Annotated in this window: 15 protein-coding genes; 4 read left to right on the top strand and 11 right to left on the bottom strand. The window is 61.7% G+C overall.

What is annotated here, in order from left to right:
* Positions 1 to 201 precede the first annotated feature (201 nt).
* The 3 genes from aspT to AC1DJT_RS21410 all read left to right on the top strand — a co-directional run bounded on the left by aspT (position 202) and on the right by AC1DJT_RS21410 (position 4,286).
* Complete coding sequence (gene aspT, locus AC1DJT_RS21420; protein ID WP_476834821.1) at positions 202 to 1,884, top strand: aspartate-alanine antiporter; 1,683 nt, start codon at positions 202 to 204, stop codon at positions 1,882 to 1,884.
* A gap of 499 nt (positions 1,885 to 2,383) precedes the next feature.
* On the top strand, positions 2,384 to 3,076 hold the full coding sequence (locus AC1DJT_RS21415; protein ID WP_441508840.1) for a MarC family protein: 693 nt from the start codon (positions 2,384 to 2,386) through the stop codon (positions 3,074 to 3,076).
* Between the two features lie 268 nt (positions 3,077 to 3,344).
* Positions 3,345 to 4,286: an HD domain-containing protein gene (locus AC1DJT_RS21410; protein WP_476834820.1), complete on the top strand. Its 942-nt coding sequence runs from the start codon at positions 3,345 to 3,347 to the stop codon at positions 4,284 to 4,286.
* Between the two features lie 12 nt (positions 4,287 to 4,298).
* On the opposite strand, the gene AC1DJT_RS21405 is transcribed toward AC1DJT_RS21410, so the two are convergent.
* The 7 genes from AC1DJT_RS21405 to AC1DJT_RS21375 form a co-directional block, all read right to left on the bottom strand.
* Complete coding sequence (locus AC1DJT_RS21405; RefSeq protein ID WP_441508838.1) at positions 4,299 to 4,430, bottom strand: hypothetical protein; 132 nt, start codon at positions 4,428 to 4,430, stop codon at positions 4,299 to 4,301.
* A gap of 378 nt (positions 4,431 to 4,808) precedes the next feature.
* The gene (locus AC1DJT_RS21400) at positions 4,809 to 5,126 is read right to left on the bottom strand and encodes a hypothetical protein (RefSeq protein ID WP_441508837.1); all 318 of its coding nucleotides are present in this window, start codon (positions 5,124 to 5,126) and stop codon (positions 4,809 to 4,811) included.
* A gap of 309 nt (positions 5,127 to 5,435) precedes the next feature.
* Positions 5,436 to 6,896, bottom strand: coding sequence for a short-chain fatty acid transporter (locus AC1DJT_RS21395; protein WP_476834822.1), 1,461 nt, complete (start codon positions 6,894 to 6,896; stop codon positions 5,436 to 5,438).
* Positions 6,897 to 7,035: 139 nt separating this feature from the next.
* On the bottom strand, positions 7,036 to 7,686 hold the full coding sequence (locus AC1DJT_RS21390; protein WP_441508836.1) for a 3-oxoacid CoA-transferase subunit B: 651 nt from the start codon (positions 7,684 to 7,686) through the stop codon (positions 7,036 to 7,038).
* A 12-nt stretch (positions 7,687 to 7,698) separates the two neighbouring features.
* Entirely contained in the window at positions 7,699 to 8,346 is a 648-nt protein-coding gene (locus AC1DJT_RS21385) for a CoA transferase subunit A (protein WP_441508835.1), read from the bottom strand.
* 145 nt (positions 8,347 to 8,491) lie between these two features.
* Positions 8,492 to 9,274, bottom strand: coding sequence for an enoyl-ACP reductase FabI (gene fabI, locus AC1DJT_RS21380; RefSeq protein WP_441508834.1), 783 nt, complete (start codon positions 9,272 to 9,274; stop codon positions 8,492 to 8,494).
* Between the two features lie 12 nt (positions 9,275 to 9,286).
* Entirely contained in the window at positions 9,287 to 11,527 is a 2,241-nt protein-coding gene (locus AC1DJT_RS21375) for a DUF3141 domain-containing protein (protein ID WP_476834819.1), read from the bottom strand.
* A 703-nt stretch (positions 11,528 to 12,230) separates the two neighbouring features.
* Between AC1DJT_RS21375 and AC1DJT_RS21370 the strand changes: the two genes are divergently transcribed.
* Positions 12,231 to 12,566 carry a hypothetical protein gene (locus tag AC1DJT_RS21370; RefSeq protein ID WP_441508832.1) on the top strand — a complete coding sequence of 112 codons (336 nt, stop codon included), beginning with the start codon at positions 12,231 to 12,233 and terminating at the stop codon, positions 12,564 to 12,566.
* Positions 12,567 to 12,967: 401 nt separating this feature from the next.
* Here AC1DJT_RS21370 and AC1DJT_RS21365 read toward each other — a convergent pair whose 3' ends face one another.
* From AC1DJT_RS21365 to AC1DJT_RS21350, 4 genes are all read right to left on the bottom strand, one after another.
* Positions 12,968 to 13,363, bottom strand: coding sequence for a phasin (locus AC1DJT_RS21365; protein WP_441508831.1), 396 nt, complete (start codon positions 13,361 to 13,363; stop codon positions 12,968 to 12,970).
* Between the two features lie 126 nt (positions 13,364 to 13,489).
* Positions 13,490 to 14,275, bottom strand: coding sequence for a 3-hydroxybutyrate dehydrogenase (locus tag AC1DJT_RS21360; protein WP_441508830.1), 786 nt, complete (start codon positions 14,273 to 14,275; stop codon positions 13,490 to 13,492).
* 90 nt (positions 14,276 to 14,365) lie between these two features.
* On the bottom strand, positions 14,366 to 15,757 hold the full coding sequence (locus AC1DJT_RS21355) for a GntP family permease (protein ID WP_441508829.1): 1,392 nt from the start codon (positions 15,755 to 15,757) through the stop codon (positions 14,366 to 14,368).
* Between the two features lie 72 nt (positions 15,758 to 15,829).
* Positions 15,830 to 16,306, bottom strand: a complete 477-nt coding sequence (locus tag AC1DJT_RS21350; protein ID WP_441508828.1) for a CBS domain-containing protein — start codon at positions 16,304 to 16,306, stop codon at positions 15,830 to 15,832.
* Positions 16,307 to 17,058 lie beyond the last annotated feature (752 nt).

Below are 17,058 nucleotides of genomic sequence, written 5' to 3'. Positions count from 1 at the left end.
CGGCCGCGCTACCCGCGCGGTGGCGCGTGGCTACCGCCAGGCCTTCGATGCCTACAATCTCGCTCTCGCCAAAAAGCCCTGACGCGCGAGAGCGGCAGGAGTGAAGGTGTGGGCAGGTGATTTCCTGCGTTCGGCAACCATCGGACATTTGATCAGTCACGACTTGATCGGATGTCCGAGTTCAATGCTGCGAGGCAAAGCATGAACTACATCGTCGATGCCCTGCGCAATAATCCCGAGCTMGCCATCTTCCTGACGATCGCTCTCGGCTTTCTCATTGGAAAGGCGAAAATTGGCGGCTTCAGCCTCGGCGTCGTTGTCGGCTGCCTGCTGGCGGGCGTCCTGGTCGGCCAGCTCGACATCAAGGTGCCGGCCGCCGTGAAGACGGTCTTCTTCGACCTCTTCCTCTTCACGACCGGTTACAAGGTCGGTCCGCAGTTCTTTCGCGCCTTGAAGCGCGATGCGCTTCCACAAATGGCGCTAACGGTGGTGCTCTGCGTCACGTGCCTGCTGGTGGCGCTCGGCTTCGCGAAACTGCTGAACTTCGACATGGGTACTGCGGCCGGACTTCTCGCCGGGGCGTTTTCGGAATCGACCGTCATCGGAACAGCGGGCGAAGCGATCCAGCGTCTCGACCTACCGCAGGCCGAGCGGACGGCGCTCATCAACAACATCCCTGTCGCCTACGCCGTCACCTATCTCGTCGGGACGGCGGCCCTGGTCTGGTTCCTGCCGAAGGTCGGTCCCAAGCTCATGGGCATCAACCTTCGCGAGATCGCGGCACAGCGCGCCGACAAGGCCGGACCGGGCAGCGATGCCGAAGGCGTCACCTCGGCCGCCCGCCTGTTCGACGTTCGCGCCTATCGCGTCGAAAACCCGGTTCTGACCAACAAGACGATCACCGAGATCGAAGCCCTCATCAAGGAGACCCGTGCCTTCATCCTGCGCGTTCGCAGCGGGGTGGTGCTGTTCGGCCACGCTTCGGATCGCAGGATCCAGGCGGGCGACATCATTGCCATCATGGCAAGACACGAAGTTCACGCCGCCCGCGGCGACCTCATCGGACCTGAAGTGAGCGATCCCGAGCTGCTCGACATTCCGCTCGAGGCGCTCAACGTCATCGTGACGTCCCGCAGCATCGACGAGAAATCGCTGGGGGAACTGGCCGAAGCGGAGTTCGCGCGGGGGGTCTTCCTATCCAAGCTGACACGCTCAGGCATCGAGATGCCGATCGAGCCGACGACACGCGTCAATCGTGGCGACGTCATGTCGCTGGTCGGGCCGCTGCCGGAAGTCGAGCGGGCCGCGACCGAGCTCGGCTACCCCGACCGCCGCACCTCCGCAACCGACATGGTCTTCGTCGGCTTCGGGATCTTTCTGGGCGGATTGTTCGGTTTGCTGACTCTGGTCGTCTGGGGGGTGCCGCTGACCCTGACCGCGAGCGGCGGCGCCCTCTTCATGGGGCTCGTCTTCGGCTGGCTCCGCTCCGTCTACCCCTTCTACGGCCGCATTCCCGAGCCGGCGATCTGGATCTTCGATACGGTCGGGCTTTGCATGTTCATCGGCATCGTCGGGCTCGGCGCCGGACCGAGCTTCGTCTCGGGCCTGAAGGCGACCGGCATCAGCCTGATCTTGGTCGGCCTCGTCTCCGCGCTGCTGCCGCATGTCGTCGGCATTCTGTTCGGGCGTTACGTCCTGAAGATGGATCCGCTGATCGTGCTTGGTGCCTGCGCCGGGGCTGGCACCATCACAGCCGCCCTCCGGGCCATCCAGGACGAGGCCCAGAGCAGCATTCCGGCGCTGGGCTACACGGTACCCTATGCCATCGGGAACATCCTGCTCACGGCCTGGGGGCCAATCCTCATCGGCATCATGTCGCGTTAGGAGTCGCTGGCGCTGGTAGCGCCGTGCTGCCTGCGGTGGCTGGGTCAAATCGAAATTGATTTGAGCTTCGACCTCGCTCAACCAGGGACGAGTTTCAAAATGCCCAGTGCGGCAAAAGACGTGCTGTCGAAGGGTCCCTTCTTATCGCACCATCCGGACGCCGCGATAGGTGGCAAAGTACCTGCCGAATTGGTGGGGCGTCGGCGCACACGAGACCGCCAGGACATATGGGAAGAATGGCGCTGGACGACTTGCGGATTGAGCGCTTATCGCCTCGAGAATCGAACCCGGATCGGGACGCACCRTACGCGACCTGCTGGGCGCCCGGGAGTGGCGCATCCGAGCTTTGCCGCCTGGAGGCGAAGCAGCCGAAAGCAACGCGCAGCGGCGCAAAACGAGATGCCGACCCCGACCAGCAGCGGGATCCAGCAGGCTGGAACAGGACCAGTCTGAGTGTGGCAGTATTGTCATAAATAGGAATTCCGGTAGAGGCGCGCCTATGCAGACATTCATCAACTCCTTTCTGCTAGTGCTTGCCGCGATCTTCCCTGTGGTGAATCCTCCGGGGACGGCGCTTGTCTTTATCGGGCTTACGAGTGGACTGACACCCAACGTTCGGCGCGCACTGGCGCGGCGGGTCGCATTCAACTCCCTGCTCGTCCTAGTGGGTTCCTTTCTGCTTGGAGCCTTAATCCTGCAGTTTTATGGTATATCCATACCGGTCTTGCGCGTTGCGGGCGGTTTCATCGTCGCGGTATCCGGTTGGAAGCTTCTCAACAAAGGAAGCCGCACGGAAATCGAGGCCACACCCAACTCTGCGCATCTAGGAGATCCGCTCAGCCTKGCGTTCTATCCGTTGACGCTGCCCCTCACCACTGGCCCGGGCACGATCGCGGTGATGATCAGTCTCGGCCTCTCGCGGGGCGCTCAGCGACCGGCCGACGAGCTGTTGTTCATATTTGCCAGTCTTGCCGCTGTCGCGGTGATCGCCTTCGCAATAGGAATCTGCTTCTCATACGCGCATCGAATGCAAAGGTTTCTCGGTCCAGGTGGAACCGACATTGCCGTACGTTTAACCGCATTCATCCTCTTCACCCTCGGCATGCAGATCATATGGTCCGGAGCGAATGAGTTACTCATCTCGGTCCTGCATCCTGGCTCAATTCCGGCCGCCCCGAAGCCACTGGGCTGAGCGCACCGGTCCGCGTGCGAGCACTAGCCCTTCGTCAGGACGACGACCGTTCGTGAAATTACCGCCTCCAATAGCCGGATTTCCGCGCGCCAATGTGGTGATCCGAATCCTTCCGGGAAAGAGCGCCGACATTCGCGCCCCTTTTCCTGCCGGGCCAGATGTTGCGGGGCGATGCTTGAGGACATGAGTTCGGGTTGATAGTGAAGAGGCGCTGCGAGCCTCTCACGGCAGTTCCGTTTTTTTCACCAGGTGGGGGCCGCAGTTTGCCATGCGCGACCTAATCTCCACGCCATCGGTAAAGCTCTATCTCCGCGAGGCGCGTGAGGTGCGGCGGCTGACGAAAGCACTGGCCTTTGCCGCCGAGGCCCATCGGAACCATCGTCGCAAGGGGGCGAGCCAGGAGCCCTATATCAACCACCTGATCGAAGTGGTCGATCTCGTCGCGTCGGTCGAAAGCAGCGATATGGACGTTCTTATCGCGGCGGTGCTCCATGATGTGCTGGAGGACACCCAGACTGGCCATGACGAGTTGGCTGCAGCGTTCGGGGACCGTGCCGCACATATCGTCCAAGAGAATTCCGATGACATGACCTTGCCCAAGTCGGAGCGGCGCCGCGCTCGGCTCGAAGGCATTGGCAAGAAATCGCGCGAGGCAAGGCTGGTCAAGTTCGCGGACATCATCTCGAACCTGCGCGCCATCGCCGTCTCGCCGCCGGCCGGCTGGTCGAACGATCGCAGGCTTGGATACCTGAACGCCTGCCGCAATCTCGTGGATGCCGGACGCGGTTCGAACGCTGAGATCGAACGCATCTTCGACGACACCGCAAAAGCAGTGGAGCAGACAATCAGAGCCGAAGGGCTCGGCGATCTGGATGATGGTGCGTCAGCAAGGAACGAGCTCGAGGCTGCCATCGGCCAGGCTGTGTACCTCGTCTATGTGCCGAACACCAAGTGCCGCACCCTGGGAGAAGCAGACATCGACCTGCTCTGTGAAATGATCGCCCGAACGTTCCCGTCTGCCACTGTGCAGACAGCCGAAGGCATTCATGAGCACCGGCGCAGATCGATGCTTATCGGCAGGATCCGGACAGATAGCGGCGACGCGATCGTCGCTCTTGCCCAGCGCCTGTGMCTCGCCTTTGACGAGCCCTTTGTCGGCGTCGAGGTCGATGGGCGCTACATTCGTATCTATGGCGATGACACCGACTAGGCCGTCCGGATTTCAGTCGACGCGAGACTCGCTGGACGGAAATTCGAGCTGGTCCGGATCGATCTTGCCGAAGCGGATCAGTTCCTTTCGGGCATCGACGAAAAGAGGAAAATCGCCGCGTTGAAGCGAGATTTTCATCTTCACGTGGCCATCACGGCTCGAAAGGCCGGGTAAGGGCGCGGCGATCCGGCGATGATCGGTCGAGGGACATCCTTGGGCTTTCGGATGGCAGTGAAGGCGCAGCGTACAACGTTGCTACGCCGCGCACCGACAGGCAATCGTGCCGCCGTATCTGTCCCCCGCCTCAAATCCACGAACCATCATCGCTCGGTTCACGCCGTGTACTGCGGCAATATCCACCAAGCGGCAGAGTGTGGCCGGCGCCAGCGGCAGCGAAGCGGATCATCAGGGCGATCGATTGATGGCCATTGGATCGCGGATCAGCGATGCATGTAGACCGTGGTCTGCTCCGACTTCGTCTGGCCATGCATCATCCCGTGCGTGCCAGATGGCCTGCGCCCACTAGGCCGGCGGAGTGACGTAGCCGCGCTCGGCCATGCAGCCGAGATAGATCGACTTAACGGCCTCGCTCCGGCGGGCGGTAATCTGGTCGGCTGCGTCGCCCCCCACCGCACCATTGGCCCGTATCGTGTTGGCCGGCAGGGGCGCCTTGTTGGCTTTACGAATGCAGGCGGCTGCATCCTTGTTCACCAGCGCCTCCAGCGTCGCATTTCCAATGATTGCCCGGCCATCGACGCGCTGCATCCTGGGAGGAGCGGTGCTCACGGCCTGGCAACTGGTGAGTGAGATCGACGCGACAGCGACGGCGTAGCGAAGCATGAAACCCTCCCTAGTCTCCCAAAGGAGCACAGTCAGCGAGTGGTTCAACGGTGAATGGCGTCTCATGCGCGGCCCGCGTCGAAGCCGCAAGGCGGCCCACGCCGAAGGCCTACGATCCGAACGGTTATTTAACCGTCGATCGGAGGCGGAGCCGCCGACGGGGCTTTCTGGGTTATGCAAGCACGAATTCCGTCGTCGGCCAGGCGAAGCGGCGCAAAAATCCAGATCGTAATTGCGTGATCAAGTGAATCAAGCAAACGCCGATTTGCCCAGCGGCTATTTGAGGCTCCGGCTGGGGGGCTTCCCTTCTCATGGGATCACCGGCGGGTGATATTCTAGGGTGTAGGCTAGGGCCCAGAGCAAGAACAGCACCAGCGGCAGATGGACGAGCAACTGCAGGAATGTGAAGCCGACAATGTCGCGCGCCTTGAGGCCGAGTACGCCGAGCAAGGGCAGCATCCAGAAGGGATTGATAAGGTTCGGCAGCGCCTCCGCGGCGTTGTAGACTTGGACCGCCCAGCCCAGATGCACCTTGAGGTCGTTGGCGGCCTGCATGACATAGGGGGCTTCGAGCAGCCACTTGCCGCCACCGGACGGGATGAAAAAGCCAAGCACCGCGGAATAGACACCGATCACCAGTGGATAGAGGTGCTGGGTCGACATGGCGACAAAGGCATGGGCGATCTGGTCGGAAACGGTCAGCCCGGCATCGTTCTTCGCCATCGTGAGGATCGCTGCAATCGAGCCGTAGAACGGAAACTGGATGAGTACCCCAGACGTCGCCGGCACGGATTTGACGACCGCATTGAGGAAGCGCTTCGGCCGCCAATGCAGCAGCATGCCGAGCATGATGAAGAGGAAATTATAGGTATTGAGGCTCGAAATCGCGATCATCGTGTCTTTGGTCGCGAATTCATGAGCCAGCCAGCCAGCCGCCAGCAGAACGATCAGGATCGTCAGCAATGGCGAATGTTCCAGCCATTCTCCCGGCTGCCGTGGTGGCGGCAGGTCGTCCGTGACGTCCCGTTCGACATTGATGTTCATCGCTTCCGCCGTGACGGCTTTGTCTGGCCCGGGGGCCGACCAAACGGCGATCACCACCGAGACCGACAGCAGGACGACAGAGACGACCAMCGACTGCCACAGGAAGATGGTTTCGGAGAACGGGATCACGCCCGTTATCGGCAACAGGGATTTGGGCAGACTTCCCGCATTGGCCTGAAGTTGCGCTGCTGACGAGGAAAGGCCCATTGCCCAGGTTGCACCCAGACCGAGATAGGCCGCCGCAGCAGCGGCGCGATAATCCATTTTCAGCTCGCGGCGTTCCGCGAGTGCGCGCACGAGAAGGCCGCCGAAGATCAGGCTCAGGCCCCAGTTGAGTAGCGATGCAAGCATGCTTACCGCCGCGACAACACCGACGGCGCCCGAGCCGGAACTGGGTATGGCCGCGAGGCGGCGGATGAGCCGTTGAGCCGGAGCGGAGACCGCGACGACATAACCGCCGATGGCGACGAATGCCATCTGCATCGTGAATGTGATCAGGCTCCAAAATCCGTCGCCAAAAGCCCGGCTGACGGCAAGCGGCGAGGCACCATTCAGCATCGCCGCCAGAGAGACAATCACAACCGCGATCGCTACAAAAACGAAGGCATCGGGGAACCAGCGCTCCGCCCAGGTCGTGAACGAGATCGCGATCCGAACCAGCAACCCGTCCTTTTGGTTTGGACCGCTGGATGCTGCATCCGACTTAGCCAAGCTCGCCTGTGACATGCCGCAGATCCCCCGTGTTGTTCTGGTGTCAACTCGATGCGCAATGGACATCGCGAAGCAGGCCGCATAAGGAGCCTGCATCCCAAGGATACGCTGCACCTCCCCCCTCTCGCTGTTCTACCGCCTGCCGTCGGCACGGCTACAGCCGCATCTCCTCGACATTGTCCGGAATGGCGAGCTTCGCCTCGGTCGCCGCAATGACTTGCTCCACCGACACGCCAGGGCCGAGTTCAAGCAGGGTCGCCTGTCCGTCGGGAAATCCGATGACTGCCATTTCACTGACGACAAGGTCCACCGGCCTCACCGAGGTCAGGGGCAGCGTGCATCGGTTGACGATCTTGGGCTTGCCCTTGGCGGTATGCTGCATCGCCACGATCACGCGCTTTGCACCGGTGACGAGGTCCATCGCACCACCCATCCCCGGCACCATTTTGCCGGGGATCATCCAATTCGCCAGCAAGCCATGCGCATCGACCTGCAGCGCACCGAGCACCGTCATGTCGACATGGCCGCCGCGAATGAAGGCGAATGACATCGCGCTGTCGAACGTACTGGCGCCAGGCAATGCGGTCACCGGGCGTCCGCCGGCATCCGTCAGCGTGGGATGCGCCATCCCCTCCTCGGGGATCGGGCCGGTTCCGATCAGGCCATTCTCCGACTGAAAGAACACCGTGATGCCCGTCGGCACGAAGTTCGCCACCATGGTGGGGATGCCAATGCCGAGATTGACCAGCATCCCTGCTCGCAACTCGCCTGCGATGCGCTTGGCGATGATCGATTGTGCATCCATCGTCCTGATCCGTCAGGCGTTGGTGACGAGATAGTCGACCAGCGGCGCGGGCGTCACGACGTGGTCGGGCGATATCAATCCTACCGGCACGATATTCTCGGCCGTGACGATGGTGGTATCGGCTGCCATCGCCATCACCGGATTGAAGTTTCGCGCCGTGAGCGCGTAGGAAAGATTGCCGAGATAGTCGGCGAGAAAGGCATTGATGAGCGCGAAATCCGCCCGGAGGGCAGTCTCGACGAGGTAGCTCTTGCCGTTGAGGTCGATCCGCTGCTTGCCTTCCTCGACGAGGGTCCCGACGCCTGTCGGAGTGAGTACGCCACCGAGCCCGCTGCCGCCGGCGCGGATGCGCTCGATGAGCGTGCCCTGCGGCACGAGATCGACCGCCATAGTACCCGCAATCATCTGCCGCTGCGTCTCCGGATTGAGGCCGATATGGCTGGCGATGGTGCGGCTGACGAGGCCGGCGTCGACGAGCTTGCCGATCCCCCGTCCGGGAACCGCGTTGTCGTTGGCGATCACGATGAGATTTCGCTTACCCTGGCGCACCAGCTCGTCGATCAGGCGCTCGGGCGTCCCGACGCCCATGAATCCGCCGATCATGAGGGTTGCGCCATCCGGGATCAAATTGACCGCATCCGCGCATGAGACAGTTTTCATTGTCGAATGTTCCGATTTCGATGAAACTAACACATTCAATTTCAAGCTCAAATTGTAAATCGTTCTTGATAAACGTTCTTGAAATCAAAAAACGTCAGTAACATTGTCTTTCTTGAGTCTTTTTTGCTTTTACCAACCCCTTGACCTAATCGATAATGTGGTAACCGCCGTCGATATAGAGCGTCTGTCCGGTGATGAGGCGCGCTGCATCATGCGCCAGGAAGGCGGTGGCCATGCCAACGTCGTCGATGCTGACGAGGTTACGGGCCGGGGCTTTGGTCCTGGCCTTCTCGAGCAGTGCGTCGAATTCCGGGATGCCCGAGGCAGCGCGCGTCGCCAGGGGGCCCGGCGAAATGGCATGCACGCGAATGCCTTTGGGACCCAGTTCGGCGGCGACATAGCGCACCGCGCTTTCCAGYGCTGCCTTGGCCACCCCCATGATGTTGTAATTCTCGACGACCATCTGGCTGCCGTAGAAGGTCATCGTGAAGAGCGTGCCGCCCTTCTTCATCAGGGGCTCKGCCAGATGGGCCATTTGAAGAAAGGACCAGCAGGAAATGTCCATGGTGGCGAGAAAGCCCTCGCGCCCGACATCCACCACGCGGCCATGCAGCGCCTCCTTGGGAGCAAACGCGATGGAATGGACGACGAAATCGAGTTCGCCCCAATCCTTGGCGATGCGCTCGAACACGGCTTCCATCTCGCCCGGCGTGCGCGCGTCGAGCGGCATCACGATCGGGGCTTCGATCTCTTGTGCCAGCGGCTCGACAAATTTCTTGGCCTTTTCGTTGAGATAGGTGACGGCGAGTTCCGCTCCCAGCGCACGAAACGCCCTGGCACAACCCCAGGCGATCGACTGATCATTGGCGATGCCAATGATCAGTCCCTTCTTGCCCTCGAGCAGCTTTGCTTTGACGACAGGTATCATCGAGTGCCCTTCTCAGGTCTTAGGTTTCGCGAACCTCAGGACTCCATTGCCAGGATCGGCCTTTCCAGCGGTTCCGCCGCCGAACAGCCCGACGATACGCTCGAGCCTCTGCGCTGCCTCGCCTGTCATGTCGCCAGCCGCGCTCAACACGCGCCGGAGTGCCGCAAGCGCCTTCTGGCGCGCTTCGTGATCGGGCGGCAGCAGATCGGGAATGGCGCTGAGCGTCGCCTCCTCGTCGATCAGCAGCATGTAGTATTGCTCGCGCACGAGCGCCTTGAACTCGGCCAGGCTCGGTTTCGGCTTGTCATCCTCGACTTCGGCCCGCAGGCCGCGAATGGCCGCAAGGCCGCGTTCGTCGGCACGGCCGCGCGCCATACCGACATGGAGCAGGCCGCGGACCAGGCACTCGCGCAAGCCGCCTCTGGGGATGCGCGATTTCAGTTCGGCGATGCGGGACTGCAGGAGTTCGCGATGGAGCGGGCTTGATTGCGCCTTCCGCAGAGGTCGCGCATCGGTCGGATCGATGCCCACGGCGGCCTGCAAGGCGGGTGAGCCGTAGACCGACAGGAATATGCGCTCGCTCCAAGATTCAGTCGTTTCCCGCCAGGCGTCGAGGCCTGCGACGATCTGCTCGGACACCGCTTGCTGCATCGCGAGAAACGGATTGCCTGCGGCAACCGGCCGCCGATCCTCGCTCGCCCGTTCGGCCATAGCCTTGACCGGCGCCATCAAAGGATTCGCATCGGAGAAGAGTTCGTATTGCAGCCGCAGAGGATGCAGCTTTCGCATGGCGTCGGCGACGGGTGCCGAGGTCATGCTGCGGACCATCGGCTGCGCGAATGCGCGATAGAGGGCGAGGTTGATCTCCGATACTCGTGCGGCAGTGGCGAAGCGGCGCTCATCCTCCGCATCATTGCCGCCGAGCGCACGAATGTCGTCGAGCGTCCGCGCCTCACAACGCATCACCCACTGCCCCGCGACGAGATCAGGGCTGACCGTGTCCGCCTCCTTGGCTTCCAGCACCGCCTCGTACAGCCCTGGCGGCAGCACATCGATCATGTCGATATTGCTGGAGAACTCGTCGTGCTCCTTGCGGGCGACGCCGGCGGAAACAAAAATCCCGAGATGCCCGACGGATTCATGGATCGTGTAGACGATGGTCTGGCCGTAGGCGCGGATTTCGTCGATGTCCTCGTAGAGATCCAGGATCCATCCGAGCGCCTGCTGCGGCGGCGTGATGTTGTCGCCCTTGGAACAGAACACCACGATCGGCGAACGGATATTGCGCAGATCGATTGCCACTCCGTCGGAGGTCCGGATCTCGCCGGCCGCCAGCTTGTTGYCGACGAAAAGGTCGTCGACGATCGCCTGGATTTCGGCGGCGTTCAGATTGACATGCCCGCCCCACCAGCGCTCGAAGCCGAGATAGCGCGGCGCCTCCGTGTCGATCTTGGAATAGAGATTGTAGCGCTTGCTCCAGAGCGTATTGGCCGGGTTCTGGTTCTCGAAGTTCTGAACGAGCCAGGCGCCGTCGAACTTGCCGGCGCCAAGGTCGGAGGTGAGCGCGGTCAGCCAGCTCCCGCCCAACAGACCGCCGCTGTAGCGCATCGGGTTCTGTCCGCGCACGCCCGCCCAATAGGAGAGCGGCGAACCGGCGATGATGATGGGGCCGAACAGCTCCGGCCGCAGTGATGCAAGCATCATGAGCGCCCAGCCCGCCTGGCAGTTGCCGATCACGCAGGGCTTGCCGTCGGCCTGCGGGTGCAATGCGATGACCCGCTCGAGGAAAATCCCCTCGGCGCGGGCGATGTCCTCGATGGTCTGGCCCGGCATGGGCTCGGGCAGGAATCCGACGAAATAGCAGGGATGCCCGGCCTTGAAGGCGACGCCGATCTCGCTGTCGGCCTTGAACCCGCCGATACCCGGCCCGTGCCCGGCCCGCGGATCGACCACCACGAAGGGGCGGCGCATAGGATCGACCGAAACGCCCTCGGGCGGKATAATCCGCACGAGAATGTAATTGACGGGATGATCGAGGTTGCGGCCGTCGAGAACGACCTCCGCCTCATAGTCGAGCACATGCGGAGCGGTCTCGGCGAGATGCTCGCGATACTGGTTTCCGCTCTGGCGCATCACATCCATGAACAGGAGGCTGCGCTGCGCGGCGTCGACCATGTACTCCATCGCAGCGCCAAACGGACCAAAAGCCCCGGTGGTCGCAGGCTTCTCGGGTTGGCCAGGCTTTGACATCATCGCCCTCGCCTCTTCGGTTTTATGCGTTCATATCGGCGGAACAAGCACTTTAGGCTGGTGCCGACGTGCTGCAAGCCTGTATTGAGGCGTCGCGGCAAGGCAATTGACCTTTGGGGCAATCCGCCTCCCGTCTGGACCACCGATTACGCCCAAGCGTGCCTCGACCAGCTTGGGCTCGCCCCATCCGGAACTCCACCCCCGTCGTCCACAATATCCACCGCAACGGGTCAATGGGATCTGGAAAAGCGGCCGTATCCACCCATTCGCTGACTGCCCAGCCCGATGGTGAAGGTGGCACGCCATCGGCTCGGAGCAGGTCCAGAGCGCCATGATCTCCGCACCCGACCCGGGGCTTTGAGGGGACCGCCTGCGCCTGGATAAAGCGGTGCCCAGTGCCCAGCTCCGCGCAAATAGCCACGGTCATGGTTGCAGACATTGACGTTGATCGTTGGCGCAGAGAACAATCGGCCTGCCGAAGCGCGAGCTGAGTTGAACGGCGCTCAGAAGCCGCTCGCTGAAGAGCGAGGCGCATGGCCGGACTCCGTGCCAGACACTCGAATAGGGCAGGAGCTAATTTGGGCATTCCTCATTGGCTTTCCGCCCACGCCCTCAGGGGAGGCTCAGAAGCTGACTGCGAGCAACCTCGAAGCCGCACCGAAAGCACGCGTCTCGCGCCGGCCCCCCAGCATCAAGGAGCCCCGCAATGAACCTCGACAGCGGAGCGGTGGAGATAGCCGCGCGGGCAATGTGTGAGAATGTGTACTCTTCCTGCGAGGCGCCTTCACCAGAGAGCTACGAGGAGCATTGGCACTCAGTGCGCGACCACTACCGAGGGCAGGCCGAAGTCGCCATTCGCGCCTACCTCGCCGCCGAGCCAGCCATCCCGGCGTTGGTCGCCGAGCGAGATGCGGCCGTGACGGGGCTGTTGGGCCTCCTGCGTGACGAGTATTGCGCCGCCTTTGAAGCGGCCTATGCAGTTAGAGACCACGCAATGCTCGCCGCCCCGTCGCCCGCCCACTGCGGAGATAAGCGTGAGTGACACCCCAAGATCAACAGCCCACGGGATAGCCAGCACGAGCCCCACCAGCACGCGGAGCGCCCACCCCCGGTCAAGGTCGCTTGCCAGCGAGACGATAAGCGTCAATCGCATCGTCAGCCACGCCTCGTCGTCGAAGGCGCCAGCCCAAGGCTCTAAACCCAGCTGCGGATCAGGTTCCGCGACAGGTCGTGTCGGCGGGCGAGGCTATGGAGCGTCTCGCTAGCCAGGTAGTCCTGCGCCACATGGTGCTTGAAATCAGGTGCTGTGGGTGCGGTGCCGGGGCCATGGCTTCCATCCTTCGAAAGCCCGGATCTCCGGTCAATTGCCACGCTTCAAACTGTCTGCCTCAAGGGGCGCACTCCTCATTCGCATCGAAGACGACGACGATCTATGAGAAGCGATCACTTCGGCTTTGTGAGTGTGTTGGCCGTCTCGGCAGCCTTCGCTGCCGCATCCTGCGCAGCCGCGCCCAATTCTTTGAGTTGGGTCTGAAACGCGGCCATCTGAGACTTGAGGAAATCGGACTGGAGCTGCATGACTTCCACCAGGTCTTTCGCCTTGACCAGCTTCTGGGCCAGATCGAGCCCGGCAGAGACATTGTTGTCTGCATAGGCGATGGCCTTGCGGCCGATATCCTGCATGTCGAAAAGCGCAAACCCGGCAGAACCAGGGGCGGCCTCGACCGCTTTCCGCGCAGCGCCGATGAAGCCGTCGAAGGCCTTGCGAGCCTGCTCGACGTTACGTTCAGCGAGTTCACGCATTTGGGCCGGCACTTCGTAGGGTGTCTTGCCATTCATGGAGTTTCTTCCCTATTCAACAATGAACACTTCGATCGTTCTGCGCCACAGTATCGTGCTCGTTTGCGATGACAAAGGCTCAAGGGTCAGCCTGCCCCTCATCACCACGGACGTTCTTGGGCGCCTCTAATGGGCGGTCCACCCGCCGTCGATCGACAACATGGTCCCAGTGATCGACGATGCGGCGTCAGAACTCAGAAAGAGCGCCAGCGCCGCAATTTGCTCCACAGTGACGAACTCCTTCGTTGGCTGCGCCTCCAGCAGCACATCCGCAATGACTTGCTCCTTGGTGAGACCGCGAGCCTTCATCGTGTCCGGGATTTGCTTCTCGACCAGCGGCGTCCAGACATAGCCGGGACAGATCGCATTGACCGTGACGTGATCTTTCGCCACCTCAAGAGCGACTGTCTTGGTGAGGCCGGCAATGCCATGCTTCGCGGCGACATAGGCGGATTTGAAGGGTGACGCGACCAGCGCATGGGCGGACGCTGTGTTGATAATACGTCCCCAACCACGTGATTTCATGCCGGGAACGACCGCCTTGGTCGCGTAAAAAGCGGCGAGTAGGTTGATTCGGATGATCGCTTCCCACTTGTCGTCGGGAAACTCCTCGATCGGCGCCACATGTTGGATGCCGGCGTTGTTGACAAGAATATCGACCCGGCCGAACTCCTGCTCGGCCATCCGCACCATGCCGGTCACTTCCGCGCCCTTCGACATGTCCGCCGGCGAGTACCGGCAGACCACTTTGAAGTCGGTCTCGATGCCCGCGCGCTCCTTCTCGATGGTGGCGGCGTCTCCGAAGCCGTTGATGAGTATGTCGGCGCCCTCCTTGGCGAAAGCGCGCGCCAGAGCAAGCCCGATTCCACTCGTGGATCCGGTAACGACGGCCGCCTTTCCTTGAAGTGACATCTTGCCTCCGATGGCGCCTAAACGCCGTTTGTGTACTGGAACCCTGCCCGTTCGCGACGAACCTCGCGACGGATCTGTGAGATGAAGCGATCAAACCAGTCCGGTCGTGTAATAGACGGCAATGACGACGAACACAGCGAGCGTCTTGATTAAGGTGATCGCGAAGATATCGCGGTAAGACTGCTGATGAGTCAGGCCGGTCACGGAAAGTAGGGTGATAACCGCACCATTATGTGGAAGCGTGTCCATGCCGCCGCTCGCCATCGCGGCAACGCGATGCAGAACTTCAAGCGGGATATTGGCGGCATTGGCGGCAGCAATAAACTGGTCCGACATGGCCGCTAGCGCGATGCTCATGCCTCCGGAGGCCGAGCCGGTGATACCTGCGAGCACCGACACGCTGATCGCCGTGTTGGCCAGCGGGTTCGGGATCGCTTTGAGGGCGTCGGCGATGACGACGAACCCTGGCAACGCTGCGATGACGCCGCCGAAGCCGTACTCCGACGCCGTGTTCATGGAGGCCAGCAGCGATCCCGCCACCGCGGCCTTGGTGCCGTCGGCGAAGCGCTGCATGACCGCTCGGAAGGCGAAGGCCAGCACGGTCAGGATGCCAAGCAGGAGCGCGCCCTGGACGGCCCAGATCGCGGCGACCGACGACACCTGCGTGATCAGAGGCTTCACCATTCCCGCCAGCGTCACCTCGTGAGTGGCGCCGTAGTATTTGACGATCAGGCCCGTCAGGATCTTGTTGGCCACCCCGACCACAACCAGCGGCGCCAGGGCGATGGCGGGGTGGACCAGTTTCTCCTCAGCCATTGGTTCGGGCTCGTTCGTATGGCCCTCGCCATAGCCCTCTCCAGCCGCCGCGGCCACCCGCCGGCGCCACTGCAGGTAGGCCATGCCCACCGTGAGAATGAAGATCGCACCTATCGTTCCAAGAATTGGAGCGGCCCACGTATCCGTCTTGAAGAAAGTGGTGGGGATGATGTTCTGGATCTGCGGCGTTCCGGGCAACGCGTCCATGGTGAAGGTGAAGGCACCCAGGGCGATCGTGCCGGGGATGAGGCGCTTGGGGATGTCGCTTTGCCGGAACATCTCGGCCGCGAACGGATATACCGCGAAGACGACCACAAAGAGCGAAACGCCGCCGTAGGTCAGAACCGCGCCGACCAGCACGATCGAGAGCATCGCCCGCTCGCGCCCGACGACGCCGATGACCGCCGAGACGATCGACTTGGAGAAACCCGATAATTCGATGAGCTTGCCAAAGACCGCGCCGAGCAGGAAGACCGGGAAATACAGTTTCACGAAGCCGACCATCTTCTCCATGAAGATGCCGGTGAACACGGGCGGCACTGCCGCGGGATCCGTCACCAGTACGGCCAGCATCGCGGCGATCGGCGCGAAGAGGATAACGCTGAAGCCACGATAGGCGACGAACATCAGCAGGACGAGAGCAGCAAGGGTAATCAGGAAATCCATGCGCTTTACTCCAGCACTTCTCTTGTTATTTCCCCTGCACGGCGCAGTACCCGGACGCCGGAAACGTCGAACTCAGTATGATCCGGTATCCGTCGTCATCATGAGCCTGTCCGTCTCGAGCTCGCGAATGACGTTTTTTTCCTCCGCGATGATCTCCTCGAGAATGTCGCGGACCGAGAGGACGCCGATGACCTTGCGCTCCTCGCAGACGAGCAGATGACGAATGCGGTGCGTCTTCAACAAGGCGTGGCATCGCTCGACGGAATCGCCAGGCCTCGCAAAAACGATCGAACGGTCGGTCATGATCTCGTGGACAAGGCAGGCGCCCGCTGTTTTGCCCTCCAGTTCGACATCCCGAGCGTAGTCGCGCTCGGTGAGGATGCCCTTGAGCTCACCACGGTCGAGTACGACGACAGCCCCGACATTCTTGTCCCGCATCAGCGTAAGGGCGCTGAGAACTGTGTCGTTCGGTGCCACGCTGATGACGGCGGAGACCTCCGAACGCTTGGATTGCAGTAGCTCGTGCGCGGTCTTGTTGAGCGTTGGCATCTGCTCTCACCCCCACAATACAGCAAGCGACGAAATGCTATCGAAAGTATTCACGATACCTAACGCAGGTCGTCAGAAATCGTCGTCATACAATGGAGTTATTTCGTTGACCACCGGCCGAATCCAGTAAGTCATCACTCGTGCGAACAGGTCCGGATCAATCGCTGTGCAGCTCATCGCACGATTGGAGTTATAGCAGCTTCATGGCAGCGAGAACCTGTCCCTAGGGCCAATACGTCCGTGCCTCCCTGTGCGGTGCTGCCGAGGAGACGGTTGTTGCAGGCCCGCAGGCGCCCGGTCGTCCGCCACCCTCCGCGCCTGGGTGGTCACTGGCGACCAACGGCATGACACGCATTGACCGGAAAGGGCGAAGGGAGCAGCTTTCCGTCTGTCTACGCGAGCGTTTTCCGTACACGTTGTGGGGCGCAAGCCTCGGGAGGGTGTTACTAGGGCGATGCCATGCCCAGTCCATCGGGGTCACAGATCTGAGGGCTGGTTCGGCTATTTGATCAGTTTCGGGGCCTTCGCGAAGTGGATGTCAGCTTTGGTTATTATGAGACTTGGTATTCGAACTCGGAGCGTGTGAGGCCCAACCGGGGCCCCTTGAGTCACCCATGCCGGGGATGTACCGACCCGAACGCGGACCTTTCCGCCACCAAACGCAGCAAATGGCAAGCAACGTTCTGCATGGGCGAATGGTTGCCAACCAGAAGCAGTGCCTAGGCGACCTTCGGCGGCGTCATGTCTTTCAA

This window comes from Allobosea sp. 05T422_2, from assembly GCF_056396265.1.
This window is presented reverse-complemented; position numbering and strand designations above follow the sequence as displayed.